The organism is Kitasatospora phosalacinea, assembly GCF_030268885.1.
GTDB classification, from domain to species: Bacteria; Actinomycetota; Actinomycetes; order Streptomycetales; family Streptomycetaceae; genus Kitasatospora; species Kitasatospora phosalacinea_C.
The window spans coordinates 353,507-379,801 of the sequence record NZ_BSSA01000001.1 but is presented as its reverse complement, the minus strand read 5'-3'; the positions used below and the strand labels follow the sequence as shown (position 1 = coordinate 379,801).

The 26,295-nt window shown below is 75.2% G+C and carries 20 protein-coding genes and 1 pseudogene; 8 read left to right on the top strand and 13 right to left on the bottom strand.

Features of this window, described 5'->3' with window-relative positions:
• Window positions 1-266 precede the first annotated feature (266 nt).
• From QSK52_RS01605 to QSK52_RS01590, 4 genes are read right to left on the bottom strand one after another with little or no spacing between them, the layout of a single operon-like run.
• Entirely contained in the window at window positions 267-875 is a 609-nt protein-coding gene (locus tag QSK52_RS01605) for a GTP-binding protein (RefSeq protein ID WP_285732609.1), read from the bottom strand.
• Window positions 856-1,365, bottom strand: a complete 510-nt coding sequence (locus QSK52_RS01600; protein WP_352230253.1) for a DUF742 domain-containing protein — start codon at window positions 1,363-1,365, stop codon at window positions 856-858. The genes QSK52_RS01605 and QSK52_RS01600 overlap by 20 nt, the downstream gene beginning before the upstream one ends.
• 8 nt (window positions 1,366-1,373) lie before the next feature.
• Window positions 1,374-1,793: a roadblock/LC7 domain-containing protein gene (locus QSK52_RS01595; protein WP_033212275.1), complete on the bottom strand. Its 420-nt coding sequence runs from the start codon at window positions 1,791-1,793 to the stop codon at window positions 1,374-1,376.
• Window positions 1,790-4,501, bottom strand: coding sequence for a sensor histidine kinase (locus tag QSK52_RS01590; protein WP_285732607.1), 2,712 nt, complete (start codon window positions 4,499-4,501; stop codon window positions 1,790-1,792). Before QSK52_RS01590 ends, QSK52_RS01595 begins: the two co-directional genes overlap by 4 nt.
• 360 nt (window positions 4,502-4,861) lie before the next feature.
• Between QSK52_RS01590 and QSK52_RS01585 the strand changes: the two genes are divergently transcribed.
• Window positions 4,862-6,685, top strand: a complete 1,824-nt coding sequence (locus tag QSK52_RS01585; RefSeq protein WP_285732605.1) for an AMP-dependent synthetase/ligase — start codon at window positions 4,862-4,864, stop codon at window positions 6,683-6,685.
• A gap of 151 nt (window positions 6,686-6,836) precedes the next feature.
• Complete coding sequence (locus tag QSK52_RS01580; protein WP_285732603.1) at window positions 6,837-7,955, top strand: polysaccharide deacetylase family protein; 1,119 nt, start codon at window positions 6,837-6,839, stop codon at window positions 7,953-7,955.
• A gap of 88 nt (window positions 7,956-8,043) precedes the next feature.
• Here QSK52_RS01580 and QSK52_RS01575 read toward each other — a convergent pair whose 3' ends face one another.
• Together QSK52_RS01575 and QSK52_RS01570 are read right to left on the bottom strand one after the other, a co-directional pair.
• Window positions 8,044-8,841, bottom strand: a complete 798-nt coding sequence (locus QSK52_RS01575) for an SGNH/GDSL hydrolase family protein (RefSeq protein ID WP_285732601.1) — start codon at window positions 8,839-8,841, stop codon at window positions 8,044-8,046.
• Window positions 8,842-9,049: 208 nt separating this feature from the next.
• Window positions 9,050-9,643, bottom strand: a complete 594-nt coding sequence (locus tag QSK52_RS01570; protein ID WP_285732599.1) for a hypothetical protein — start codon at window positions 9,641-9,643, stop codon at window positions 9,050-9,052.
• Between the two features lie 203 nt (window positions 9,644-9,846).
• On the opposite strand from QSK52_RS01570, the gene QSK52_RS01565 reads away from it, so the two are divergent.
• Both QSK52_RS01565 and QSK52_RS01560 read left to right on the top strand, forming a co-directional pair.
• Window positions 9,847-11,019 (top strand): exonuclease SbcCD subunit D, encoded by a 1,173-nt coding sequence (locus QSK52_RS01565; RefSeq protein ID WP_285732596.1) that lies wholly within the window; start codon window positions 9,847-9,849, stop codon window positions 11,017-11,019.
• Between the two features lie 31 nt (window positions 11,020-11,050).
• The gene (locus QSK52_RS01560) at window positions 11,051-14,080 is read left to right on the top strand and encodes an AAA family ATPase (RefSeq protein WP_285732594.1); all 3,030 of its coding nucleotides are present in this window, start codon (window positions 11,051-11,053) and stop codon (window positions 14,078-14,080) included.
• A gap of 86 nt (window positions 14,081-14,166) precedes the next feature.
• On the opposite strand, the gene QSK52_RS01555 is transcribed toward QSK52_RS01560, so the two are convergent.
• The 4 genes from QSK52_RS01555 to QSK52_RS01540 all read right to left on the bottom strand — a co-directional run bounded on the left by QSK52_RS01555 (window position 14,167) and on the right by QSK52_RS01540 (window position 16,437).
• The gene (locus QSK52_RS01555; RefSeq protein ID WP_285732592.1) at window positions 14,167-15,033 is read right to left on the bottom strand and encodes an alpha/beta fold hydrolase; all 867 of its coding nucleotides are present in this window, start codon (window positions 15,031-15,033) and stop codon (window positions 14,167-14,169) included.
• Window positions 15,034-15,040: 7 nt separating this feature from the next.
• Window positions 15,041-15,274, bottom strand: a complete 234-nt coding sequence (locus QSK52_RS01550) for a hypothetical protein (RefSeq protein ID WP_285732590.1) — start codon at window positions 15,272-15,274, stop codon at window positions 15,041-15,043.
• A 105-nt stretch (window positions 15,275-15,379) separates the two neighbouring features.
• Window positions 15,380-15,802 carry a YjbQ family protein gene (locus tag QSK52_RS01545; protein ID WP_285732588.1) on the bottom strand — a complete coding sequence of 141 codons (423 nt, stop codon included), beginning with the start codon at window positions 15,800-15,802 and terminating at the stop codon, window positions 15,380-15,382.
• Between the two features lie 359 nt (window positions 15,803-16,161).
• Window positions 16,162-16,437 carry a hypothetical protein gene (locus tag QSK52_RS01540; RefSeq protein ID WP_285732585.1) on the bottom strand — a complete coding sequence of 92 codons (276 nt, stop codon included), beginning with the start codon at window positions 16,435-16,437 and terminating at the stop codon, window positions 16,162-16,164.
• A gap of 871 nt (window positions 16,438-17,308) precedes the next feature.
• Here QSK52_RS01540 and QSK52_RS01535 point away from each other — a divergent pair.
• The 3 genes and pseudogenes from QSK52_RS01535 to QSK52_RS01525 form a co-directional block, all read left to right on the top strand.
• Window positions 17,309-19,489: a bifunctional glycosyltransferase/CDP-glycerol:glycerophosphate glycerophosphotransferase gene (locus tag QSK52_RS01535; protein WP_285732583.1), complete on the top strand. Its 2,181-nt coding sequence runs from the start codon at window positions 17,309-17,311 to the stop codon at window positions 19,487-19,489.
• A 236-nt stretch (window positions 19,490-19,725) separates the two neighbouring features.
• Window positions 19,726-20,397, top strand: a complete 672-nt coding sequence (locus QSK52_RS01530; RefSeq protein ID WP_285732582.1) for a lysophospholipid acyltransferase family protein — start codon at window positions 19,726-19,728, stop codon at window positions 20,395-20,397.
• 124 nt (window positions 20,398-20,521) lie between these two features.
• Window positions 20,522-21,190 (top strand): annotated as a pseudogene (locus QSK52_RS01525) (NADPH-dependent F420 reductase); the annotation flags it as partial.
• A 30-nt stretch (window positions 21,191-21,220) separates the two neighbouring features.
• Here QSK52_RS01525 and QSK52_RS01520 read toward each other — a convergent pair.
• Window positions 21,221-22,267: a nuclear transport factor 2 family protein gene (locus QSK52_RS01520; RefSeq protein ID WP_285732581.1), complete on the bottom strand. Its 1,047-nt coding sequence runs from the start codon at window positions 22,265-22,267 to the stop codon at window positions 21,221-21,223.
• A gap of 154 nt (window positions 22,268-22,421) precedes the next feature.
• Here QSK52_RS01520 and sigJ point away from each other — a divergent pair, with 154 nt between their 5' ends.
• Window positions 22,422-23,330: an RNA polymerase sigma factor SigJ gene (gene sigJ, locus QSK52_RS01515; RefSeq protein WP_285732578.1), complete on the top strand. Its 909-nt coding sequence runs from the start codon at window positions 22,422-22,424 to the stop codon at window positions 23,328-23,330.
• Between the two features lie 44 nt (window positions 23,331-23,374).
• On the opposite strand, the gene QSK52_RS01510 is transcribed toward sigJ, so the two are convergent.
• Window positions 23,375-25,174 (bottom strand): ABC transporter ATP-binding protein, encoded by a 1,800-nt coding sequence (locus QSK52_RS01510; protein ID WP_285733406.1) that lies wholly within the window; start codon window positions 25,172-25,174, stop codon window positions 23,375-23,377.
• 148 nt (window positions 25,175-25,322) lie between these two features.
• Window positions 25,323-26,096, bottom strand: coding sequence for an SDR family NAD(P)-dependent oxidoreductase (locus QSK52_RS01505; RefSeq protein ID WP_285732575.1), 774 nt, complete (start codon window positions 26,094-26,096; stop codon window positions 25,323-25,325).
• Between the last annotated feature and the right edge of the window lie 199 nt (window positions 26,097-26,295).

Below are 26,295 nucleotides of genomic sequence, written 5' to 3'. Positions count from 1 at the left end.
CCTCCCCCTGGGTTTCTCCGGCCCGCGGCGGAACGGCGGCGGGCACGGGTACGAGACTTCCACGCCCGGTGCCCGGAAGGCAACCCACTGGAGGGTCACATCCGCAGGCCGAGACAGAAAACGTCCACGATCCGGACGCCACCGCCCCGACCTGCGGAAACGGAAAAAATATCGGAGGCAGAACTACCGACAGAACGAGGGCAGAGCGAGGGCAGAGCGACGGCAGGACCGGCGGCGGAACCGTCCGGAGCGGAACTGCCGGGGCGTCAGAGCCGCACGCCCGCCCGGACGGCCGCGTGCTCGACCAGCCGGATCAGCAGCTCCTTGCCGTCCTCGCGCCGCCGGGCGTCGCACAGCAGCACCGGCACCGCGGCCGGCAGGTCCAGCGCGGCGCGGACGTCGTCGGGGGCGTACACCTCGGTGCCCTCGAAGCAGTTGACGGCGACCACGAACGGGATGCCGCGCTGCTCGAAGTAGTCGACCGAGGGGAAGGAGTCGGCGAGGCGGCGGGTGTCGGCGAGCACGACGGCGCCGAGGGTGCCGCGGGCGAGCTCGTCCCAGACGAACCAGAACCGGTCCTGGCCGGGGGTGCCGAACAGGTAGAGCGCGAGGCCGGGCCTGAGGTCGATCCGGCCGAAGTCCATGGCGACGGTGGTGGTGCGCTTGGCCTCCACCCCGGCGGTGTCGTCGACCGGCCGGCCGATCTCGCTGAGCGACTCCTCGGTGCGCAGCGGGCGGATCTCGCTGACCGCGCCGACCAGGGTGGTCTTGCCCGCGCCGAAGCCTCCGGCGATCAGGATCTTGACCGCACTGGAGCCCCAGGGGGCCTTGCGGAGAGGGGAGGTTGACGGTGCGTCAGAGTGCACGGAGGCCATTGATCACGTCTCGCAGCAGGCGCTCGTCCGGTTGGTGGGCGAGCTGGACGGGTCGGGTGACGCTGATCAGTTCGGCGTCGTGGAGGTCGCCGAGCAGGACCCGCACCACGCTCACCGGAAGGTCGGTGTAGGACCCCAGCTCGGCGACGCTGAGCGGCTCTTCGCGGCAGAGTTCGAGGATCGCGTGGTGTTCCGGGTCGAGCGCGAGGTCGGGGCCGCCGCCGGGGCCGGCCAGGGCCGGCACCGCGGCGGTGACGAGGGAGATGAGGTCGAAGAGGCCGTCGTCGACCGGGCGGGCGCGTCCCCTGGTCATCGAGAACAGCCGGACCACCGGCCCGGCGTCGTCGTCGAACCAGCGGTCGTCCACCGGGGTGCGGGGCGCGAACAGGTCGGCCGGCGGCTCGTCGGCCGGCTCGCCGTCCGCGGACGCACCGCTGAGGTCGGCCGGGGCGGGGGCCTCGGTCGGCTCGGTCGGATCGGGCTCGCTCATCGGATGGGTCATCTCCCGGGCAGGGTGGTATCGGTCCTCGGTTCGGCGGCCAGGTGCTCGCCGACGCGCTTGACCAACAGTGCCATTTCGTAGGCTATTTGGCCCACATCGGATTCGGCGTCGCTGAGCACGGCCAGGCAGCTGCCGTCACCGGCCGCGGTGATGAACAGGAAGGCCTCGTCCAGCTCGACCATGGTCTGCCGGACGCCGCCGACCTGGAAGTGCCGTCCGGCGCCCTTGGCGAGGCTGTGGAAGCCCGCGGCGACCGCGGCCAGGTGCTCGGCGTCCTCGCGGCCGAGGCCGCTGGAGACGCCGGTGGCGAGGCCGTCGCTGGACAGGATCACCGCATGCCGAAGGGTCGCCACCCGGCCGACCAGGTCGTTGAGGAGCCAGTCGAGGTCCCCGGACGGCGGTGTTGTTGCGGTCATGATTCGGTTCCTTCTGCTGGTGCGGGCGGTGCGGTCGGCGTCTGGTGCGCCGGCGGGACGGAGCGGGCGGGGGGCAGCGCGTGCGGCACCGGTGCGGAGGGCAGTGCGACCCGCAGTCGGGGCGACTGCCCGGGCAGCAACGGCCGTACGGGCGTGGGCCGTTCGGCGGCCTCGTCGGTGCCGGACGGGTCGGGCTCGGAGCGCACCACGGTGAGCGAGGCGGGCTGCAGCCGGTCGCCGCGGCCGCGGGCGAAGCCGCGCTGGAAGGAGGCGAACGCGGAACGGGCCTCCTCGGGGCTGCGTTCGCGGGCCGGTTCGGCGGGCTCCGGCTCGGCGCCGGGCCGCAGTTGGGGCGCCAGGCTGGCCTGCCGGACGCGCTTGGGCAGCAGCCCTCCGGCCACCGGGGTCAGCGCGGGCCCTGCGGCGGGCGTCCCGGCAGCGGCGGGCGTCCCGGCAGCGGCGGGCTCTGCGGCGGCCGGCAGCGCCGGGGCGGCGTCCTCCTCGGGGCGGCGGTGCCGTCCGGTGCCCCCGGTGCCCGTGGCGGGCTGCTGGGCGGCGCCGGGGCGGCGGCGGGGCAGGCCGCCGGGGGTGGCGGCGGGCTCGGCCGTGGCGGGGCGGGGCCCGCCGAGCGCGGCGGCGGCCGGTGCGGCCACGGCCGGTGCGGCGTGGGCGCCCTGGCGGCGGCCCGGTCCGGCGCCGGGGCGGGTGAGGCCGCCGCGGGCGATGCTGCTGGCGGGCGCGGCGGGCTGCCGGTGGCTGCCGGTGTCCTCGCCGCTCTGCCGGGGGGCGTCGGGGGCGGTCTCGACGGTCTCGGCGAGCAGTTCGCGCGGGATCAGCACGACGGCGGAGGTGCCGCCGTAGGGGCTGGGCCGCAGGTGCACCCGGATGCCGTGGCGGCGGGCGAGCCGGGAGACCACGAACAGGCCGAGCCGGTCGGTGTCGGCGAGGTCGAACTCCTGCTCGACGGCGAGGCGTTGGTTGATCTCCTCCAGGTGCTGCTCGCTCAGGCCCAGGCCGCGGTCGTCGATCTCCAGGCAGAAGCCGTGCGCGACCACCTCGCCCTGGACGGTGACCTGGGTCTGCGGCGGGGAGAACACCGTGGCGTTCTCGACGAGTTCGGCGATCAGGTGGGTGACGTCGGCGACGGCGGAGCCGAGCAGGCCGGTGCCGGGGAAGGGCCGCACCTGCACCCGGGCGTAGTCCTCGACCTCGCCGACGGCGGCGCGCACCACGTCGACCATCCGGACCGGCTTGCGCCAGGCGCGGCCGGGCGAGCCGCCGGAGAGGATGATCAGGCCCTCGGCGTGGCGGCGCATGCGGGTGGTGAGGTGGTCGAGCCGGAAGAGGTCCTCCAGCTCGCGGGGGTTCTCGGTGCGGCGCTCCATGGTGTCGAGCAGGGTGAGCTGGCGGTGCAGCAGGACCTGGCTGCGGCGGGCGAGGTTGACGAAGACGGCGGAGACGCCGCGGCGCAGTTCGGCCTGTTCGACGGCGGCCTCGACGGCGACCCGCTGGACCTCGTTGAAGGCCCGGCCGACCTGGCCGATCTCCCCGGCGCCGAAGTCGAGTTGGGGCACTTCGGCGACCACGTCGACGGCCTCGCCGCGGCGCAGCCGGAGCATCACGGAGGGCAGCCGGGTGGCGGACAGGTCGGCGGCGGCGTTGCGCAGGCCGACGAGTTCGCGCACCAGGCGGCGGCCGGTGCGGTAGGAGATGACGATCGACAGGATGACGGCGGCGAGGCCGATCAGACCGGCGGTGCCGCCGCGGACCAGCGCGTCGACCGCGTTGTCGCGGGCCTGCTTGCCGAGGTTGTCGGCGAGCCGGGAGTTGACGGCGTCGATGTCGGCGAGGACCTTGTCGGCGGTCTCGCCCCAGGAGTCGACCGGTCCGCCGCGCACCTCCAGGGCCCGGTCGGCGGCCTTGTCGAAGCCGTTCTCGGCGGCGGTGAGCCAGCTCCAGTCCTGGCCCATCCGCAGCGCGTTGTAGGTCTCCCGGTCCTCGCCGTCGAGTTCGGCGACGTAGATCCGGAACAGGGCCTGCTGGGCGTTCATGGCGTCCAGTGCGACCTGCTGCTTGCGGGGGTCCCGGGCGCCGGCCTCGGTGCCGGCGCGCAGGGCGCGCATCGCGGCGGTCTCCTGGGAGAGGTACTCGCCGGCCCGGGAGAGCTCGACCAGGATGGTGCCCTGGCGGGGCAGCGAGCCGGACTGCTTGGCGATGAAGGAGGAGCGGAACGCGAACACCGGGGTGATCAGGTCGCTGTAGTCCCGGAGCGCGCCGTCCCAGCTCTGCTTCTGCTGGCCGATCTGGCTGCGGATGGCGCCGAGCTGGTCGGCGACGGAGAGCAGGTCCTGGTAGCGGGCGCGCTGGTCGGCGTCGAGCTTGTCGGCGTCGTGGCTGGCGCCCTGGTAGCGCAGCAGTTGCAGGTCGCGGTCGGTGGTGGTGCGGGCCTTGGCGTAGGCGGCGGCGTAGTCGGCGTCGGCGGGGGCGGCCAGCCGCAGGACGGCGGCGGTGCGCTCCTGCTGGAGGTCGTAGGCGTACTGGTCGGCCGGGTTGCCGAAGGCAGTGTACGTGGAGCTGAGGTCGAGCTGTCCCCACACGTCGCCGGTGGTGACGAGGGTGGCGTAGACCCACAGACCGCTGAGCGCCGCGATGGGCACCAGGAGCAGCGCGACGATCCTCGCGCGGATCGAGCTGCGGCGCAGGCGCATACGGGTCCTTAGTGGTCCTCGGGGGAGGGGCCCCGGGACGCGGGTGGGCGGGCGCGGGTGGGTGCGCGTGGGCAGGGGAGGGTAGGGGCAGGGGCGGGCACGGCGGGGGTCGAGATCCGCGAGCCTACTACTTCCTGACCACCCGTTCGTAGGGTGAAAGTGCATCGTGATCGGCTGTTGTCCGGATCGTCCTTTAATTTCCGGGCCGGGTTCTGTCATGGCCCCGACCTGCGGCACTGCGGCCGGTGCGGGGCGTCGCCGCTCGGTGACTCTGGGCAGCGCCGCGCCGATCGGGTAGCTTCGCCGGTACCGCTCCGGCCGTGCGGGCCGGAGACGGGGAACGGCGGGATCGGGGGGACCGTGCGAGAGTTCAGCAGCCCCGCGCTGGTCGGTGCGCCGACCGGCGGGCTGGCCGACTCGGTGTTCGACCGGGCGGAGCGGGAGCCGCAGCTGGTGCAGTTGTCCCGGCGGACGGGCGACGGCGGCTGGGAGCCGGTGACGGCGCTCCGGTTCCGGGACGAGGTGCTCGCCCTGGCGAAGGGCCTGCTGACCCGCGGGGTGCGCTACGGCGACCGGGTCGCGGTGATGTCGGCGACCCGCTGGGAGTGGACGCTGTTCGACTACGCGCTCTGGGCGGTCGGCGCCGTCCCGGTGCCGGTGTACCCGACCGCCGCGCCGGACCAGGTGCGCTGGATCCTGGCGGAGACCTCGGCGGTGGCCTGCGTGGTCGAGGACGAGGACCAGGCGATGACGGTGGGCGCGGTGTGCGACGCGCTGCCGGAGCTCACCGGCATCTGGCAGCTGGACCGGGGCTGCGTGGCGCAGTTGGCCGCGGACGGCGCGGGCGTGCCGGACGCGCTGGTGCACCGTCAGCGGCTGGGGGTGTCGCCGGACTCGCTGGCGAGCATCGTCTACACCTCGGGCACCACCGGCCGCCCCAAGGGCTGCCTGCTGACGCACGGGAACCTCGCCGCGGTGGCGGACGCCATGCTGGCGGGCTGGGACGAGGCGTTCCGCGACACCGGCGGCGGGCAGCCCGCGACGCTGCTGTTCCTGCCGCTGGCGCACGTGTTCGGACGGATCACCCAGGTCGCGGCGGTGCGCGGCGGCATCCGGGTCGGCCACCACCCGAAGGTGTCGGCGGAGAGCCTGCTGCCCGCGCTGGCCTCGTTCGAACCGACCTTCCTGCACGCGGTGCCGTACGTCTTCGAGCGGATCCACCGCCGGGCCCGGGAGGCCGCGGAGGCGGCGGGGCGGCTGGAGCTGTTCGAGCAGGCCGAGCAGGTCGCGGTGGAGTGGGCGGCGGCCCGCGAGCGCCGGGCCCACCGCCGCGGCCCGGGCCCCTCGCCCGCGCTGCGGCTGCGGCACGCGGCGTACGAGCGGATGGTGTACCAGCGGGTCCGGGCGGTGCTGGGCGGCCGGGTGCGGACGGTGATGTCGGGCGGGTCGGTGCTGGCGCGGGAGCTGGGACTGTTCTTCGCGGGCGCGGGCGTGACGGTGTACGAGGGCTACGGGCTGACCGAGTCGTCCGCGCCGGTGACCGCGAACCCGCTGCGGCGGGCGAAGTTCGGCACGGTGGGCCGGCCGCTGCCGGGCTCGACGGTGGCGATCGCCGAGGACGGCGAGGTGTGGGTGAAGGGGCCGGGGGTGTTCTCCGGGTACCTCAACCACCCGCGCTGCTCGGACGAGGCGCTGTGCCGGGGCTGGCTGGCCACCGGCGACCTGGGCGAGCTGGACGAGGACGGCTACCTGGTGCTGACCGGCCGCAAGAAGGAGGTGATCGTCACCTCCAGCGGCAAGAACCTGGCCCCGGCGGTGCTGGAGGAGCGGGTGCGCAGGCACCCGCTGGTCGCCCAGTGCCTGGTGGTGGGCGACGACCGGCCGTACCTGGCGGCACTGATCACGCTGGACCCGGTGGCGCTGGCGCACTGGCTGCGGGCCCGCGGGCGGCCGCCGCTGGACGTGTGGCAGGCGCTGTCGGACCCGGAGCTGCACCAGGAGGTGCAGCGGGCGGTGGGGGCGGCGAACACCACGGTGTCGCGGGCCGAGTCGATCCGGGCGTTCCGCCTGCTGCCGCGCGAGTTCTCGGTGGAGGACGGACTGCTGACGCCCTCGTTGAAGATCCGCCGCTCGGCGGTGGCGGAGCGCTACGCGCAGGACATCGAGGAGCTCTACGCCGGTTGACCGATCTCGCCCGCCGGTTGGGCCGTTCCGCTTGACCGCCGCGATTGGTCCAGTCCATTGTGTGCTGCGGCCTGGTGCGGCAGGGCCCCCACCGACCCCCGCCCCCTCCGGGAGTCACTCCTCCGCCCGTCCCCCACACTGGAGTTGACCCGTGATCGGTTCCGCCCGCCGCCGCCTCGCGGCCCTCGCCGCCACCGCCGCGCTGGCCGGCCTCGGCACCGCCCCGGCCGCGCACGCGGACGCCGCGGCCCCCGCGCCGAACCTGGCGACCAACCCCGGCTTCGAGATCCCCGCCCTGCCGCTGGCCGACTGGGGCTCGATCCCCGGCTGGCACTGCGCGGCGGGCGAGGGCGCGGTCACCGCCGCGGCCCGCACCGGCGGCTCCGCCCTGGTGGTCACCCCCGCCTCGGCCGACTCCACCGGACAGTGCACCCAGACCCTCGCGGTGCGTCCGAACACCACCTACACCTACCGCGCCTGGGTGCGCGGCTCGTACGCCTTCCTCGGCGCCACCGGCACCGGCCACGACGTCTCCCCCGCCTGGACGGCCGCCACCGGCGACGGCTGGCAGCAGCTGACCACCTCCTTCACCACCGGGGCGGCCACCACCTCGGTGCAGCTGTACGTGCACGGCTGGTACGGCCAGGGTCCGATCGCGGTGGACGACGTCGAGGTGAGCGGCGACAGCCCGGCGCCCGCGCCGGCGGCCACCAGCGTGCCGACCGCCGATCCGGTCGTCTTCGTCACCGTCGACGACGGCTGGACGCGCGACCCGGCGGCCGCGCAGCTGATCGCCGACCGGAAGGTCCCGGTCACCGCGTTCCCGCTGCCGATGCCGGAGGGCTTCGAGCCCGACTTCTTCGCCCGGGCCACCGCCGTGCCCGGTTCCGCGATCGAGGACCACAGCGTCTCGCACCGCGACCTGACCACCCTGTCGCTCGCCGAGCAGCAGGCCGAGATCTGCGACGCCCGGGACGCGGTCACCGCCCACTACGGCACCGTCCCGACACTGTTCCGCCCGCCGTACTTCGCCTGGAACGCCGACACCCGGCAGGCCGCCGCCAACTGCGGCATGACGCACCTGGTCACCGCGAACGCCGACTTCGGCTGGGGCGCCTCGAACACCTCCCACCCCGGCGGCGCGCTGCAGGCCGGCGACATCGTCATCCTGCACTTCACCGACACCCTGACCGGCGACCTGCAGCGCACCCTGGACGCGGCCGCCCGGGCGGGCCTGCGGCCCGCGGCGCTCACCGACTACCTGCACTGAGCCCCGCGACACCGGTGGCCGGGCCCGAACGACGGGCCCGGCCACCGGTGTTCGTCCCCCACGGACGCCTCGCGGTCTACCGCACGGATCAGGCCGCGGCGCTGAACAGCGGCAGGTAACCGTTGGCCTGGCCGGTCGAGTTCGGGTGGTAGCTGTCGCTGATCGGCAGCGTGGTGCTGTTCAGCCACTGGGTGGAGGAACCGCAGATCTCGTGCCCGGAGAAGGCCGTCCGGACGTCCTTGAAGGTGAACCCGGCGTTCGCCGCCTGCTTGGCGATCACCGTGTCCAGGGTGTCTGCCGCGCCGTTGATCGCGGTCCGCTTGGTGTTCGAGATGCCGAAGATGCAGGTGCCGGGCACCTGGTAGAGGTGCGGGTAGCCGAGCACCACCACGTGCGCGTTGGGCGCCTTCGCCTTGATCTGCCCGTAGAGGCTGGTGAGCTTGCCCGGCAGCGTGTTGGTGGCGTAGCTCTGGGCCGCGCTGACGGCGCTCAGGCAGGCGCTCTCGCTGTCCAGCACGCAGGTCTGCATGGTGGAGGCGAAGCCCGCGTCGTTGCCGCCGATGGTGATCGACACCAGCGTGGTCGAACTGCTCAGCGCGCTCAGCTGGTTGGCCACCACGTCGTCGGTCCGCGCGCCCGAACAGGCCACGAAGGAGAACGAGGTCGGCGCGTGCGCGGTCTTCCACAGGTACGGGTACGCCTTGGTGCTGCGGCTGCAACTGCCGCTGTCGCTGGTGTAGCTGCCGGAGCCGACGCCGGCCGAGTACGAGTCGCCGAGGGCGACGTAGTTGACCCCGGCGGCGCTCGCCTGGGTGGCGGCGACGAGGGTGGTGACGGAGAGGGCCGCCGCGGTGAGCGCGACGGTGACGGCACGGACGCGAGACATCTGATCCTCCAGGAGTGACGCAGGCCACACTTGGATACCAGTCGGTAGCCCCCCGCGGAAGCGGTCATGCCAAAGAAATTGACGAACACTCACCGAACGGGGCCCCAACGTCCGCTACGCGCGCAGACCCACCCCTGACCTGGGCTGCAGAAATCCCCCCGACGACCCTCCGGAGCGCCGTTCCGACGGAACGGGAGCGTCCGCCTCCTCAGCGGAACCGGCAGCCCGCGAACGGCACTTCCTCGATCGTCTCGTCCGCCCGCACCGGCACGCCCCAGCGCGCGGCCGCCGCCGCGACCGCCGCCCGCGCCTGCCGCAGCCCCGGCATCCCCCAGCCGAGCAGCTCCACCGCCAGCCCCGGCGCCACCAGCAGCCGCCGGTAGTGCCGCCCCGAGGCCGGGTCCGGCGCCGACGGGCCCACCGCGCGCAGCGCCGCGGCCATCCGCACCCGGGCGCACTCGTGGCCGCCGTTGGCCGAGCCGACCCGGTCGTACAGGTAGCCGAGGTACACCGGCCCCTCGATGACCGCCTGGGCCTCCTCGCCCGCCTCCCGGGCCAGCGCGCTGCCCGGGTCGCCGCCGTCCTCCGGCTCCAGCGACCCGCCCGGCAGGCTGACCACGCCGTCCCGCGGGTTGACCAGCGTCAGCACCCGCCCGTCCGGCGCGAACAGCCACCCCCAGGACTGCTTGACCGTCAGCCCGGCCGGCACCTGCTCCCCCGGCCGCCACGGCCAGCCCGCGTTGGGGCGGCGGCGCACCCGTCCGAGCAGGTCGGAGATCTCCGGGCTGTACTCGATGCCCATCGCCACTCCCTCCGCTCTCCGGCCGGCCCGCCGCACCACCTGATGATCTTCCCCGAACACCCGACCGATGAACAGCCCCGACCGCCACCCGGGTCACCGCGTCTGCTAAGGCGGTCCCGGAGCGGTGTCCGGGACCTGTGATACTCGTACCTGAGCACCGGACGGACGAGGGGCGGCAGGGCGATGCGGCGGGGAGCGGGCGAGTGAGGCTGCTGCACACCTCGGACTGGCACCTGGGCCGGTCCTTCCACCGGGAGAGCCTGCACGCCGCGCAGCAGGTCTTCCTGGACCACCTGGTGGCGACCGTCGCCGCCGAGCGGGTCGACGCGGTGCTGGTCGCGGGGGACGTCTACGACCGGGCGCTGCCCGGCCTGGAGGCGGTCGCGCTGTTCGACGAGGCGCTGTGGCGGCTGTCCGAACTGGGCGTGCCCGCGGTCTTCATCTCCGGCAACCACGACTCGGCCCGCCGCCTGGGCACCGCCTCCCGGCTGCTCGACCGCTCCGGCATCCACCTGCGCACCGACCCGGGCGCCCTGGCCGAGCCCGTCCTGCTCGCCGACGAGCACGGCCCGGTCGCCGTGTACGGGCTGCCGTACCTGGAGCCCGCCCTGGTCCGCGAGCGCCTGGGCCTGGCCGGGGGCGGCCACGAGCAGGTGCTGGCCGCGGCGATGGACGGCGTCCGCGCCGACCTGGCCGCCCGCCCCGCGGGCACCCGGGCCGTGGTGCTGGCGCACGCCTTCGTCACCGGCGGCGCCCCCAGCGACAGCGAGCGGGACATCGCGGTCGGCGGCGTGCAGTCCGTCCCCGCCGCGGTCTTCGACGGCGTGCACTACGTGGCGCTCGGCCACCTGCACGGCTGCCAGACCCTGGCCCCGCACCTGCGCTACTCCGGCTCCCCGCTGGCGTACTCCTTCTCGGAGACGGCGCACCGCAAGTCGATGTGGCTGGTCGACCTGGACGCGGCGGGCGCCGTCGAGGCCCGGCGGGTGTACTGCCCGGTGCCGCGCGAACTGGCCCGGCTGCGGGGCCGCCTGGCGGAGCTGCTGGACGACGAGGAGCACGAGTACGCCGTCGACCGCTGGGTGCAGGCCACCCTGACCGACCCGGTCCGCCCGGCCGACGCGATGGAGCGGCTGCGCGCCCGCTTCCCGCACACCCTGCAGCTGCTCTTCGACCCGGAGGGCGGCGAGCGCACCGACCGGGCCTCGTACGCCCAGCGGGTCAGCGGGCGCACCGACCGGGAGGTGGTGGAGGGCTTCGTCGCGCACGTCCGCCCCGGCCGCGCGCTCGACGGCGGCGAGCGGGCCTGGCTGCTGGAGGGCCTGGAGGCGGTGCGCCGCACCGCCGCCGCCCGGGCCGAGGAGAACGCCCGGTGAGGCCCCGCCCCCGCCCCCTGGAGGACGCCCGATGAGGCTGCACCGGCTCACCGTCACCGCCTTCGGCCCGTTCGCGGGCACCGAGCGGGTCGACTTCGACCGGCTCTCCGCGGCCGGCCTGTTCCTGCTGCGCGGCGCCACCGGCGCGGGCAAGAGCAGCGTCCTGGACGCGGTCTGCTACGCCCTGTACGGCGAACTGCCCGGCACCCGCCGCAGCAACGGGGTGCGCAGCGACCACGCCGCCCCCGGCGTGCGCACCGAGGTGGTGCTGGAGGTGACGCTCGGCGGGCGGCGGCTGGAGGTCACCCGCAGCCCCGAGCAGTGGCGCCCCAAGAAGCGCGGCACCGGCCTGACCCCGGAGAAGGCGCAGACCCTGCTGCGCGAGTGGGCCGCCGACGCCGGGGAGGGCGCGCCCGGCTGGGTCGCGGTCAGCCGCTCGCACCAGGAGGCGGGCGAGGAGCTGACCAGGCTGCTGGGCATGAACCGCGAGCAGTTCTGCCAGGTGGTGCTGCTCCCGCAGGGCGACTTCGCCCGCTTCCTGCGGGCCGACTCCAAGCAGCGCGCCGAACTCCTCGGCCGGCTCTTCGACACCAGCCGCTTCGAGCAGCTGGAACGCTGGACGGCCGAGCTGCGGCTGCGCCACGAGCGCGAGGTGCTCGGCGGACGGCAGCGGGTGCACGCCCTGCTGGCCCGCGCCGAGGAGGCCGCCGGGCCGCTGGCCGCCGACGCGGCCGCCCACCACCCCGGCGAGGACGCCCCGGTCACCGAGGCCCTCGGCTGGGCCGCGATGCTGCGCGCCGCCGCCGTCGAACGGGCCGACGCCGCGGCTCTGCACCTGGCCGCCGCCGAGGCCGAACGGACCGCCGCCCGCGAGCAGTCGGAGCGGCAGAGCGCCCTCGCCGAACGGCAGCACCGCCACCAGCAGGCCCAGCAGGAACGGCTGCGGCTCACCGACCTGGCCGCCCGCTGCGCCCCGGAACGGGCCCGGTTGGAGGCCGCGCTGGCGGCCGAGGCCCCCGCCCCGCTGCGCGCCCCGCACCGCGCCGCGCAGGCCGCGCTGGCCGCCGCCACCGCCGAGGAGGAGGCCCGCCGCACCGACCTGGCCGCCCGCGCGGCCGCCGCCGGGTGGGGCGCCCCGCTCGGCAGCGTCGAGGAACTGCAGGCCGCCGAGGGGCTGTTGCGCGCCGAGACCGGCCGCCTGGAGGCCGCCGCGGCCGACGAGGCCCGCCACGGCGCGCTGCTCGCCGACCGTGCCCGGCTGCAGCGCAGGCACGAGGAGGCGGAGGCCCTGGCCGAGGACTCCCGCCGCTGGCTGGAGGACTTCGAGGAGAGGCTGAAGCGGCTCCAGCAGGAGCGCGAGGGCGCCCGGGAGGCCCGCGCCGAACTGGAGCAACTCGACGCCCGGCAAGAGGAGTTGACGCAGCAGCTGCACTCCGCCGAACGGCACCTGCGACTGCTGGGCGAGCTCGCCGCCGCCGAGGACGTCGTCCGCGCCCGCACCGACGCCGCACAGGACGCCCGGCAGCACACCCTGGACCTCCAGGAGCGCCGACTCGCGGGCATGGCCGCCGAGTTGGCCGCCGCCCTGACCCCCGGCGCCCCGTGCCGGGTGTGCGGCTCCCCCGCGCACCCGGCCCCCGCCGAGCCCGCGGCCGGGCAGGTCACCGCCGAGGACGAACGCCGCGCCCGCGCCGCCCAGCACGCCGCCGAGGCCGAACTCGCCGCCGCCGCCCAGCAGGTGAGCACCGTCACCGCGGCCGCCGCAGCCGCCGAGGCCGCCGCCGGAGGCCGCACCGCCGCCGAACTCACCGCCTCTCTCTCCGAGTTGGCGGAGCGTCAGCAGCAGCTCCGGCACGCGGCGGAACGCTGGCTGCCGCTGGGCCAGCAACTCGAGCGGCTGGAACGGGACGGCGCGGCCCACCGCGAGCAGCTCCGCCAGGCGGGCGAGCAGAGCGCCCGCCTGACCGGCCAACTCGGCGCCCTGGCCGCCGAACTCACCACTCTCGACGCCCGGCTCTCCGCCGCCCGCGGCGACGCCCCGTCCGTCGCCGCCCGCGCCGCCGCCGTCACCGCGCTCGCCACCGCCACCACCGCCGCCCTGAACGCGACCCGCACCACCGCCGCGGCCACCGCCCACCACCGGGAGACCGCCGAGGCCCTGCTGCGCGCCGCCCGCGACGCCGGCTTCCCCGACCTGGCCGCGCTGGCCTCGGCAGCCCTGCCGCCGTACGAACTCGACGCGCTGCGAAGGAAGTTCAAGCAGCTCGACGCCGACCTCGAACTGGCCGCCGCCCAACTCGCCGACCCCGCCCTGCTGGCCGCCGCCGAACTCCCGCCCGCGGAGACCGGCCCGGCCCGCGCCGCGGCCGCCCGCGCCGACGAACGCCTCGCCCGTGCCCGCTCGGCCCACGACCAGGCCCGCGCCCGGGTCGCCGACCTGGCCCGGATCGGCCGCGACCTGGCCGCGCTGGCCGCCGAACTCGCCCCCGTCCTGGACGCCCACGCCCGGATCAGCCGCCTGGCCGCCCTGCTCGCGGGCGCCCCCGCGGAGAACGCGCTGCGGATGCGCCTGGAGTCCTACGTCCTCGCCGCCCGCCTGGAGCAGGTCGCAGCGGCCGCCAGCCGGCGCCTGCTGAAGATGTCCGGCGGCCGCTACACCCTGGTCCACAGCGACGGCCTGGTCTCCGGCACCAAGCGCTCCGGCCTCTCCCTGCACGTCGTCGACGCCTGGACCGGCCGCGAACGCGACACCGCCACCCTCTCCGGCGGCGAGTCCTTCTTCGCCTCCCTCGCCCTGGCCCTCGGCCTCGCCGACGTGGTCACCGACGAGACCGGCGGCATGCCCCTGGACACCCTCTTCATCGACGAGGGCTTCGGCACCCTCGACGAGAACGCCCTCGAGGAGGTCATGGACGTCCTCGACTCCCTCCGCGAACGCGACCGCGCCGTCGGCATCGTCAGCCACGTCGCCGACCTCCGCACCCGCATCCCCGCCCAGCTCCTGGTCCGCAAGCACCGCACCGGCTCCACCGTCCACCACACCACCCGCGAGAACGCCTGACCGCCACCCCGCCTCCGGGGTCCGCTCAGCCGGTCCAGCCGTTGCAGGGCTCGAGGCCGTCCTCGCCGGCGCCCTCCCGGTCCGGCTCAGGCCCCGGCACCTCGGTCGTCGCCACCGCGCTGCTGCTCCCCCTCCGCCAGGAACGCGGCCGCCAGGCGGCCCCAACTCCGCACCTCGGCAAGGGTGTGCGAGACGTGCAGGCGGGCGTCGGGGAGGTGGGCGGCCAGGGTGCGGGCGGTGGCGAGGGGGTGCAGGGGGTCGGTGTCCCAGGCGAGCAGCAGGACGGGGTGGGTGAGGCCGCGCAGGCTCTCGGGGGCGGGCAGGTCGGAGGCGGCGGCGGCCCGCAGCGCGGCCGGCAGGAGCGGCTCGGCGAGGTCGAACTCGGTGGTGTACTGCGGGGCCCCGGCCAGGACGGCGGGCGGCCCGGTCAGGCGCGCCGCGGCGTGCAGCGCGCCCCGGCCGCGGCGTTCGACCAGGGACGCGGCGGCGAGCAGGCTGCTGCGGCGGGGCTCCCGGGCCGCCCAGGCGACCGCCGGGATCGCCAGCACCAGCCGCTCGAACCGCTCGGGCCGGGCCAGCGCGGCCCACAGCACGGTGGCGCTGCCCATCGAGGCGCCGAACCCGCTGACCGGCGCGCCGGGCGAGAGGTGGTCGCAGAGCGCGAGCAGGTCGGCCGCGAGCGAGGCGTGGCGGTAGTCGTCCGGCACCGCCCGTCCGGTGGACTCGCCGTGCCCGCGCGCGTCGTACCGGGCCAGCCGGTGCGTGGCCGTGACGGGCGCCCAGTCGAACAGCCCGGCCCGCCGCTCGTGCGCCCGGCTGGACAGCGCCCCGTGCGCGTGCACCACGAGCGGCCCGCGCCCGGTGGTGCTGTACGCGAGGCTGGCGTGCGGTCGCTCCAACCGGCCCTCGACGGCCCCGGCGTCCGGCTCGGCGTCCGGCCTGGTGACGGTCACCGGGCGGTCAGCCGGAGCAGGCGGCGCGCTGGGCCTGCTGCCAGGTGCAGACGGGGCACAGCGGACTGCCGGGGGCGTCGGCCGGGTACTCGGTCGGCTCGCCGCACAGCACGCACGCGGCCCGCTCCCCCGCCCCGCCGGGCTGCAACCCGCGCAGCGCCTGCTCGGGGTCGGCGGACACCTCGCAGACCTGCTCGGCAACGGTCTCGGCCCCGGCCCCGTTCTCCGCGTGCTCTCCCATGCCGGACAGGGTACGCCGCTCACCCGGCGGCCGGTGCCGCCTCCGCCCACGACGGTGCCCGCCGCACCGCCGCACCGCCGTGCCCCGCGGGCGCCCGCCGGGCGGTCAGCCGAGGAAGGAGAGGCGGAGCTTGCGCTGCGGGTTGTCGCGGTTGGTGTCGATCAGGACGACGGACTGCCAGGTGCCGAGGGCGATCCGGCCGCCGACCACGGGCAGGGTGGCGTGCGGGGCGACCAGGCCGGGCAGGACGTGGTCGCGGCCGTGGCCGCGGCTGCCGTGGCGGTGGCTCCAGCGGTCGTCGGCGGGCAGCAGGTCGCGCAGGGCGGCGAGCAGGTCGTCGTCGCTGCCCGCGCCGGTCTCGATCACGGCGATGCCCGCGGTGGCGTGCGGGACGAAGACGTTGAGCAGTCCGTCGCGGCCGTCCGCGACCTCGCGCAGGAAGGCGTGGCAGCGGTCGGTGACGTCGAGGGCGACCTCGTCGCGGCCGGTGGCGACGTCGAACGTCTGGGTGTGGAAGGTGTCGGACATGGGGCCATCCTGGCCGATCTTGGGCCGCACCTCGTAGGGGCCACGGCCGAACGCCACCCGACCGCCAGGGTGCCCGCCAGGGCGCGCCAGCGTGCCGCCACCGTCCGCCGGGGCCGGAAGGGGCCGGAGGAGGGGCCGCCGGAGGAGGGGCCGGAAGGGGCCTGAGGAGGGGCTGGAGCGAGCCGGGGGACGGACCGGGGGACGGACCGCGGGGCGAGCCCGGGAACGGGCCCACGACCCCGCCGGGGGACGCCGAAAGCCCGACGGACTCCCCGTCCGTCGGGTCGTGGCAGTGGGCGGCGGAGGCCGCCCGAGCCGGTGCGCCGGGCCGCCGGAGCGGCTGCGCCCCGGCCCCGGGGTCAGCCCCGGCTGCCGAAGAGGCTCCGCTTGAGGCGGCGCAGCGGGGCCATCAGGGAGACCCGGGCGCTGCGGCGCGGCGCGGCGGCCGGGGTGGCGGCGCCGGGGCCGCGGGGAGTGAGTTCCCTTATCAGGCCGAGCGCTTCTGCCGTGTCCACCGTCGGGAGCGCGGGCGCGCCGAGGACGGCCAGGTGTCGGTCGATCCGGCGGCCGGTCGTACCGACACCGCACTGGATCGCGGGCACCCGGGGCCGCGGTCGCACTTGCATCTGTTCCATCTGTTTCCCACCCCTACGAGGCGCCAGGGCCGTGAGGCGAAGACTATCCGGCTATGACGGCCTTCACACAACCGTCCTGGTGTTCTGCCACCGTATCGTGCGAACGGAACTGACGCCTCACCAGGGCTCGGTGGTCTCGGTCACGACTACGCATCGGTTGATGGTGCACCATCCAAGCACTGACCGGCCGTCAGGTTCTGCGGCGGTCCGGGGCGTTGCCGGAGCGCACCGGGGGCGGCGGGCGCGCCGGGCGCGCGGCCGTCCGTCCGGAGCGCGGCGGCCGCCCTCGGCGCACCCCCGCCAGTGAGACGCGGTGTCAACGAAGGAGCGGGCCGCGGGCCGGGCCGCGCCCTGCGCACGCCACCCCCGCCGACATGACACCTTGAGTTCAGAAATTGAACACGCGCGAGGGATTGACGTGGCCGAAACCTCCAAGCAATATCTGTATCGACACGGGATAGCGGGGAACACCCACCCATCCCCGGTCGGGTGATTTCAAGTATGAACAAATCACCCGACCATCCCGTTATACTTCCGACACCACGGTGAGTCACTGTCAGGCCGTCTCGACGCTGCGGCGGCCCGACTCCGATGTGGTGGACGGACCGGCGGTCGATCGTTGAGGGTCGGTCGGACCGCCAACCGGACTGCCGGTGCCGCCGCTGGTACGGCGCGGCACCGGCGGTCGCGTTTCCCCGCCGTCCGCGACACCCCGGTCCACCCCGACCACCTGCGCCCGGGGTGCCGCGGCCCGGCCGGACGCCGCCCCTCCCCCTCTCCGCTCCCAGGGTCCCCCCAGGCCCGCTCGGTAGAGTGTCCCCACCGGGCGCCCAGGCGTCAGCCACCCCATCCCTTCGCGGAGTGAACGCACGTGCCACCCCTGCTCAGCATCGTCCTCCCCGTTCACGGCGTGGAACGCTTCCTGCCGCAGTGCCTCGGCTCGCTCCGGGCCGGCGGGGCCGCTCCCGGCGAGGTCGAGCTGATCGCGGTGGACGACCGCTCCCCCGACGGCTGCGGGGCCCTGCTCGACGCGCACGCCGCCACCGACCCGCGGATGCGGGTGCTGCACCTGACCGAGAACCGGGGCCTCGGCGGCGCCCGCACGGCCGGGCTGGCCGAGGCCACCGGCAGCTACGTCTGGTTCGTCGACAGCGACGACTGGCTGCCCGAGGGCACCGTCGACGCCGTGCTGGCCGAGCTGCGCGCCGAGACGGCCCGCGAGGTGCCCGCCGACGTGCTGATCACCGACTTCACGCACGTCTACCCCGACGGCGGCACCGAGCCGAACCCGTGGCGCAAGGTGCTGGCCGGCTCCCCGCTGGTCTCCGGCTGCACCGCCGCCGAGCACCCGGCGCTGTTCAACTCCGTCCTCGCGGTGTGGAACAAGGTGGTGCGCCGCGCGTACCTGCTCGGCCTGGACGTGCACTTCGGCCGCGGCCACTACGAGGACATCTCGGTCACCTACCCGCTGCTGCTCGCCGCCGACCGGCTGCTCTACCTCGACCGCCCCTGCTACAACTACCGGCGCGGCCGCCCCGGCGCGATCACCGCCACCGCCTCCGCCAAGCACGCCGACGTCTTCGCCCAGTACGACGCGATCTTCGCCTTCCTGGACCGCAACGAGCGCGCGGACCGGCTGCGCACCCTGGTCTTCGACCGCACCGTCAAGCAGGCGCTCACCCTCTACGACACCCCCGGGCTCGTCCCGGTCGAGCTGCGCCCGGAGTTCTTCGCCCGGATCGCCGACCACTTCGCGAAGCACCGCCCGGACGGCTACCGCTACCCGTCCGGCGTGCGCGGCGTCCAGTACCGGCTGGCCGCCCGCGGCTCCCGGCGGGCCTACGCCGAGCTGCGCCGCGGCGGCCGGCTGCCCGGCGCGGTCAGGCGCAGCACGAAGGCGGTCGCGCCCGGCGTGAAGAAGGCCGTCCGCAGCGGGGCCCGGTTCACCGCGTACAACGCCTTCAAGCGGCTGCCGATCGACGAGAACCTGGCGGTCTACGCGGCGTACTGGCACCGCGGGTACGCCTGCAACCCGGCGGCGATCTACGCCAAGGCCAGGGAGCTGGCCCCGCAGGTGCGCGGGGTGTGGGTGGTGGAGAACGCCGAGCGGGCCGCCACGCTGCCCCCCGGGGTGCCGTACGTGGTCGTCAACACGCCCGCCTACCTGAAGGCGATGGCCACCGCCAAGTACTTCGTCAACAACGTCAACTTCCCGCACGCCATGACCAAGCGGACCGGCACCGTGCACGTGCAGACCCAGCACGGCACGCCGCTGAAGGCGATGGGCATGGACCTGGTGGACCGGCCGCTGGCCGCGGACGGGATGGACTTCGAGCGGCTGCGCGAGGTGGTCGGGCGCTGGGACTACCTGGTCTCGCCCAACCCGCACACCAGCGAGCACTTCGCCCGCGCCTTCCCCGGCACCTACCAGATCCTCGACACCGGCTACCCGCGCAACGACCGCCTCGCCCTGGCCACCCTGGAGGAGTGCGTGGACGCCCGCCGCGCCCTGGGCATCGCCGACGGGCAGCGCACCGTGCTGTACGCGCCGACCCACCGCGAGTCGCGCGGCGGCTACCTGCCGCTGCTGGACCTGCCCGCGCTGGCCGAGCGGCTGGGCCCCGGCTGGACGGTCATGGTGCGCACCCACTACTTCCACGACGGCGGCGCGGGCGACCTGACCGCCGCCCCCGGCGCGGCGACCCTGCTGGACGTCTCCGACCACCCCGTCGTCGAGGACCTCTACCTGGCCGCGGACGTCCTGGTCACCGACTACTCCTCGATGATGTTCGACTACGCGGTGCTGGACCGCCCGATCGCCGTGTACGCCCCCGACTGGGAGGAGTACCGGGAGGTCCGCGGCGTCTACTTCGACCTGATGAAGGAGCCGCCCGGCGCGGTCGCCACCGAGCAGGAGGCGCTGGTCGGGGCCCTGCTGGCGGGCGACCCGGAGCCGGAGGCCCGGCAGCGCTTCCGGGAGCGGTTCTGCCCCTGGGACGACGGGCGGGCCGCCGAGCGGGTGGTCAGCCGGGTCTTCCCGGTCCGGGCCTGACCCGCCGCCGTCTCAGCATGCGAGAGGCGATCCGTCCGCCAGCCGGGCGTGACAAGGATCGCAGCCCCGCGACGGCGGTGGATGTGGACGGACCGCGGGGTGCATGTCGTAGTCTGCGATCCGTTGCCCAGTGGTCCGGCCCAGTCCGAGCCGCGCGCCTCGCCCCTCGGGGGCGGGACCCCGGCCGGGGACGTCCTCCGGCCGGAACCGTTCGTTCGGCCAGGGAGGGCCACACCGTGATCGACCTCGTCACCAAGCTCGTGCTCAAGCCGCTCGCGAAGGCCCTGTACCGGCCGACGATCGAGGGCCTGGAGAACGTGCCGCGCAAGGGCGGGGTGATCCTGGCGAGCAACCACCTGTCGTTCGTCGACAGCGTGGTGATCCCGCTGGCCGCGCCGCGCCAGGTGTTCTTCCTGGCCAAGGCCGAGTACTTCACCGGCACCGGCTTCAAGGGCGCGGTCTCCCGGTTCTTCTTCACCCACGTGATCAACGCCGTCCCGGTGGAGCGCGGCAGCGTCCGGGCCGCCACCGCCTCGCTGGACGAGGGCCTGGAGATCCTGAACTCCGGCCGGGCCTTCGGCATCTACCCCGAGGGCACCCGCTCGCTGGACGGCCGCCTGTACCGCGGCAAGACCGGCGTGGCCTGGCTGGCGCTGACCGCGGGCGTCCCGGTGGTGCCGGTGGCGCTGGAGGGCCCGCAGCACATCCTGCCGGTCGGCAAGCGGATCCCCCGGCTGCACCGGATCAGCGTGAAGTTCGGCGAGCCGCTGCGCTTCGACGAGCTGCACGGCCAGGCCCGCTCGGCCAAGGCCCGCCGCCAGGTCACCGACGAGGTGATGGCCGCCATCCAGGCGCTCTCCGGCCAGGAGCCGGCCGAGCAGTACAACGAGGCCCCCAAGGCCGCCTGACGCCCCGTCAGCCGTTCGGGTCCCGCTCCCCGCCGCCGGGAACAACCGCGCGGGCCCGCCGGTTCGGAATCCCCGTGGGCGCCCCTCCCGGCGCCCGCGACACCGACCCGACAGGCTACGGAGCGCACCCATGAAGATCGGCATCATCGGAGCGGGCAACATCGGCGGCAACCTGACCCGCCGCCTCACCGCCCTCGGCCACCAGGTCGCGGTGGCCAACTCGCGCGGTCCCGAGACGCTGGCCGAGCTGGCCGCGGAGACCGGCGCGACCCCCGTCCCGGCCGCCGAGGCGGCGAACGGCGCGGAGCTGGTCGTGGTGACCGTCCCGCTGAAGAACGTCCCCGACCTGCCGGAGGACCTGCTCGCGGGCGCGGCCGAGGGCTTCGTCCTGGTCGACACCAACAACTACTACCCGCAGCAGCGGGACGGCCGGATCGACGCCATCGAGGACGGCGGCCTGACCGAGAGCCGCTGGGTCGAGCAGCAGCTCGGCCACCCCGTGGTCAAGGCCTTCAACGGCACCTACGCCCAGGACCTCCTGGACGCCCCGCGCCCCGCGGGCGACCCCGGGCGGATCGCCCTCCCGGTGGCGGGCGACGACCCGGCCGCCAAGCAGCTGGTGCGCGAGCTGATCGACGCCCTCGGCTTCGACACCGTCGACGCGGGCGGCATCGACGACTCCTGGCGCCAGCAGCCCGACACCCCCGTCTACGGCCTGCGGGCCGGCGTCGAGGCCGTCACCGAGGCCCTGGCGAAGGCCTCCCCGGAGCGCCCGGCCGCCTTCCGCGGCTGAGCGCCGCCCGCCGCCCCGTCCCGCTGCCGCTCAGTAGCCGACGGCCTCCCGCAGCAGCAGGACGGTGCCGCGGGCGAAGCGGGGCGGGGCGTGCAGCACCAGGAGCTGGTTGACGGCACTGGGCTGCCCGTACGCGGCCTCGGTGCGGGCGCTCTCCAGCGGGAGGGCGTGCTCCTGGACGCGCCGCAGCGCGGCGGGCAGGTCGGGGACGAGCTTCTGGGCGCCGACCACCCAGACGGCGTGGCCCGCGCCGCCGCCGTGGGCGGGCAGTTGGCTGCCGGAGCCGGAGGCGAGGACGAGGGCGCCGGTCTCGACGAGGGCGTTGACGCTGCCGAGGACGACGTCGGGGGCGGCGAGCAGGCGGCGCAGTTCGTCGGCCTCGCGCTCCCGGTCCATGGCCAGCAGCCGGGGCCTGACCGCGCCGGGGCGGGCGTCGACGTCCTCCTCGATGCCGGAGAGCCGGAGCGTCTCGCTGGCGGTGGTGAGCACGCTCGCGCCGTCGGGGAGCAGGGCGCGGACGCGCTCGCGGGCCGCCTTCGCGTCGTCCAGGACCTCGACGGTGAAGCCGTGCGCGGCGAGGGCGGCGGCGGCCCGCTGGAGCCGGTCCTCGGTGGCGGGGGCGGTGGGGTCGGGGCGGGCGGTGCCGGGGGCGGTGCCGCCGAGCGGGGTGGTGTCCAGGTAGCGGATCTCGTAGACCCGTTCGGCGAACCGCCAGCCGTCCGGGGTGCGCCGGTAACGGTCGTGGTAGATGGCGTGGTTGACGCCCTGCCGGCCGTCGCGCAGCCGGACCAGCTCGTACATGTGGGCCCGTCCGGTGGCGGTGTCGCCGTCGATCCGGACGGTGCCGGGGTGGGTGTTCTGCACGAAGAACTCCCACTGCTCCTGGAGTTCCTCGCCGCCGGCCCGGATCTGCTCGGGGCCGGTCAGTTCGACCGGGACGTCGGGCATCCGCAGCACCCCGTCGGGGGTGAACAGGGCGGCGAGCCGGGGGCGGTCGCGCATCATCACCGCGTCGGTGAACTCGGCCTGCAGGGCCTGGATCTCGACCCGGTCCGCGACCGGCTGGAAGGTGTCCATCGTCTTCTCCGTCCGTCTGGTGCCGGTTCCCCGGCTGCTGCCGGTACGACGAAACGGCCCGCCGAAGTGTGAGGCGCGGGGCGGATGTCACGTTCCGGGGCGCTGTCCGGTCTTGTGATGCGACGGATGCGACGGAACGGCGGCGAGGAGGCGCGTGGTGGAGGACGGCGTGGACGGACGGCGGGACGAGGTGCTGCGCGCGGTGGCGGCCGAGCGGCGGCAGTTGACCAACGTGGCCTACCGGCTGCTGGGGTCGCTGGCCGACGCCGAGGACGTGGTGCAGGAGGCGTACGCCCGCTGGTACGCGATGGCGCCGCAGCGGCGGGCCGAGGTGGCGGCGCCGGGCGGCTGGCTGACCACGGTGGTCGGGCGGATCTGCCTGGACCTGCTGGGCTCGGCCCGGGTGCGGCGGGAGCGGTACGTGGGCGAGTGGCTGCCCGAGCCGGTGCCGGGGGACGGCGCGGGGCGGGGCCCGGACGGGGACCCGGCGGACCGGATCACCCTGGACGAGTCGGTGCACATGGCGTTCCTGGTGGTGCTGGAGTCGATGACCCCGGCCGAGCGGGTGGCCTTCGTGCTGCACGACGTGTTCGGCTACCCGTTCCCCGAGGTGGCGGAGGTGGTGGGCCGTTCGGCGGCGGCCTGCCGCCAGCTGGCCGCCTCGGGCCGCCGCCGGGTGCGCGGGGCGCGGCCGGCGGTCGCCCCGGCCCGGGGGCAGGACGCGCTGGTGCGGGAGTTCAAGCGGGCCTGGGAGGCGAAGGACGTCCGCTCGCTGGTCGCCCTGCTGGACCCGGACGCGACCGTGGTCGCGGACGGCGGCGGCCTGGTCGGCGCGCTGCTGGAGCCGCTGGCGGGCGGGGAGCGGATCGCCCGCGCGATGGTCGCCTTCACCGGCGTGCCGGCCGGCACGGTGCTGCTGGAGCGCCCGGTCAACGGCCTGCCGGGGCTGGTCGCGCAGCTGGACGGGGTCACCGAGGGCGTGTTCGCCTTCCACAGCGCCGGGGGCCGGATCACCCACGTCTGGGCGGTGCGCAACCCGGAGAAGCTCCGGCCCTGGCAGTGAGCCCCGCCCCGGTCCCGCCCGGCCGCGCCCCGTCCTCCCGCCGTTCAGGCCGCGGGCACCGGCGCCTCGCGGCCCAGCAGCGCGGCGTAGCGGCCGCCGCGGGCCACCAGCTCGTCGTGGGTGCCGAGTTCGGCGATCTCGCCGCGGTCCAGGACGGCGATCTGGTCGGCCTCCCGGACGGTGGAGAGCCGGTGCGCGATGGTGAGGGTGGTGCGGCCCGCGGCGAGCGCGTCCAGGGCCTGCTGGACGGCGTGCTCGGTCTGGTTGTCGAGGGCGCTGGTGGCCTCGTCCAGGACCAGGATCGGCGGGTTGCGCAGGACGGTGCGGGCGATCGCCAGGCGCTGCTTCTCGCCGCCGGAGAAGCGGTAGCCGCGCTCGCCGACCACGGTGTCGTAGCCCTCGGGCAGGGCGGCCACCATGTCGTGGATCTGGGCGGCCCTGGCGGCCTCGACCAGTTCGGCGTCGGTGGCGTCGGGCTTGGCGAAGCGCAGGTTGTCGGCGACCGAGGCGTGGAACAGGTAGGTCTCCTGGGAGACCACGCCGACCGCCCGGGCCAGCGTCTCGAAGGACAGCTCGCGCACGTCCACCCCGTCGATCAGCACCCGGCCGCCGGTGGCGTCGTACAGCCGCGGCACCAGGTAGGACAGCGTGGACTTGCCGGAGCCGGTCTCGCCGACCAGGGCGAGCGAGCCGCCCGCCGGGACGGTCAGGTCGATGCCGGACAGGGTGGGGCGGTCCTGGTCGGGGCGGTAGCGGAACTCGACGCCCTCGAAGCGGACGTCGCCGCGGACGTGCTCCAGGTGGACGGGGTGCTCGGGCTCGTCGATCTCCACCGGCAGGTCGAGGTACTCGAAGATCCGCTGGAACAGGGCGAGCGAGGTCTGCACGTCCACGCCGGTGGAGAGCAGGCCGACGGTCGGCCGGAACAGGCCCTGCTGGAGCGAGACGAACGCGACCAGGGTGCCCAGCGAGACGATCGGCGCCCCGGCGGCGGAGGTCAGGCCCGCCGCCCAGTAGATCAGCGCGGGCATCGCGGCCATCACGATCCCGATCGTGGACATCCGCCACCGCCCGGCCATGCTGGAGCGCACCTCCAGCTCGGCGAGCCGGTCCGAGCGGTCGGCGAACTCGCGGGTCAGCGAACCGGAGCGGCCCATGGTCCGGCCCAGCAGGATGCCGCTGACCGACAGCGACTCCTGGACGGCCGAGGACAGCTCGGCCAGTTGGCGCTGCCGCTCGCCGGTGATCTTCTTCCGCTCCCGGCCGACCCGGCGGCTGATCCACACGAACACCGGGAGCAGCAGCAGCGAGACGATCGTCAGCCGCCAGTCGAGCGCGACCATCGCGACCACGCTGGCGACCACCGCGGTCAGGTTCGACACCAGGGAGGTCGCGGTGCCGGTGACGGTGGCCTGCATGCCGCCGATGTCGTTGGCGATCCTGGACTGCACCTCGCCGGTGCGGGTGCGGGTGAAGAACGCCAGCGACATCCGCTGCAGGTGCCGGTAGACGGAGGTCCGCAGGTCGTGCATGACGCGCTGGCCGACGGTGGTGGAGATCAGCGTCTGCAGCACGTTCAGCACGCTGGTGACCACCGCGGCGGCGATCATCCCCAGCGCGAGCAGGCTCAGCAGCCCCGTCCGCCCCTGCGGTATCGCGGTGTCCAGCACCGCCCGCAGCAGGAACGGCGTCACCACCGACACGACGGCGGACGCCGCGACCAGCAGCCCCACCACCGTCAGCCGCCCCGCGTACGGCCGGAACAGCCGCAGGATCCGTCGCACCTGCGCGGGCTGCTTCCCCTCCCCCTCGGGCGGGGTCCAGTCGATCCGGCTCAACTGCACGGGGACCTCCCGGGGGTCGGTGGACACGATGACGCGCCGAGCTTAACGAGTCTTGCTCACCATTAGCAAACCTAAGCTTCTGGGCATTCCGCGGAACCGGGGGCGCGGGGAACTGCGCGGGCCGCGCCCCTGTCGGTGCGCTGCCCGCTCAGGGCTTGCGGTAGTCGCGCCCCGCCGTGTTGGAGACCTTGCCGAGGCCGCCGGGCGGCAGGAGCCTCGCCGCGGCGACGGCGGCCTTGTAGCGCTTGCTGGGGACGCAGAGCGGGCGGTTGCGGGCGAGGTCGCGCAGGGAGTCGTCGACGACGCGGTCGGCGGTGAGCCAGCCCCAGGAGGGGATGGAGGAGGTGCCCATGCCGGCCCGCTGGTGGAACTCGGTGCGGGTGAAGCCGGGGCACAGGACCTGCAGGCGGACACCGCTGCCGGCCAGGTCGCGGGCGATGCCGAGGGTGAAGTTGACCACCCAGGCCTTGGTCGCGCCGTAGGTGCCGCGGGGCAGGAACGCGGCGACGGAGGCGACGTTGACGATCGCGCCGAAGCCGCGCTCCCGCATGCCGGGGACGGCCGCGGTGGTGAGCCGCAGCACGGCTTCGACGTGCACCTTGAGCATGTCGAGCTCGTCCTGCACCGGGACGTCCAGGTAGGTGCCGCGGTGGCCGAAGCCCGCGTTGTTGACGAGCAGGTCGACGGGGCGGGCGGGGTCGCGCAGCCGGTCCTCGACGGTCTCGATGCCGGTCTCGGTGGCGAGGTCGGCGGTGAGCGTCTCGACCCGGACGCCGTAGCGGCCGGAGAGTTCGGCCGCGGCGGCGGCGAGGCGTTCGGTGTCCCGGGCGACCAGCACCAGGTCGCGGCCGTCGCGGGCGAGGCGGTTCGCGTAGGCGGCGCCGATGCCGGCGGTGGCGCCGGTGATGAGAGCGGTGGTCATGGACCCGACCGTACCGGGCGGTAGTCGGGTGCCGCATCGACCGACCGGACCACGGACGCCTCGGCCCTTCGGGCGACCCGCGGGGCGTCGGCGGCGCGCCCCGCACCGGCGTTCTTCGGATCACCCTACGGTTTCGGGCAGCACCGCCGTCCCACGCGGTGCCCCATCCCTTCCAGGAGAACCGATGTCCGTCCAGTTC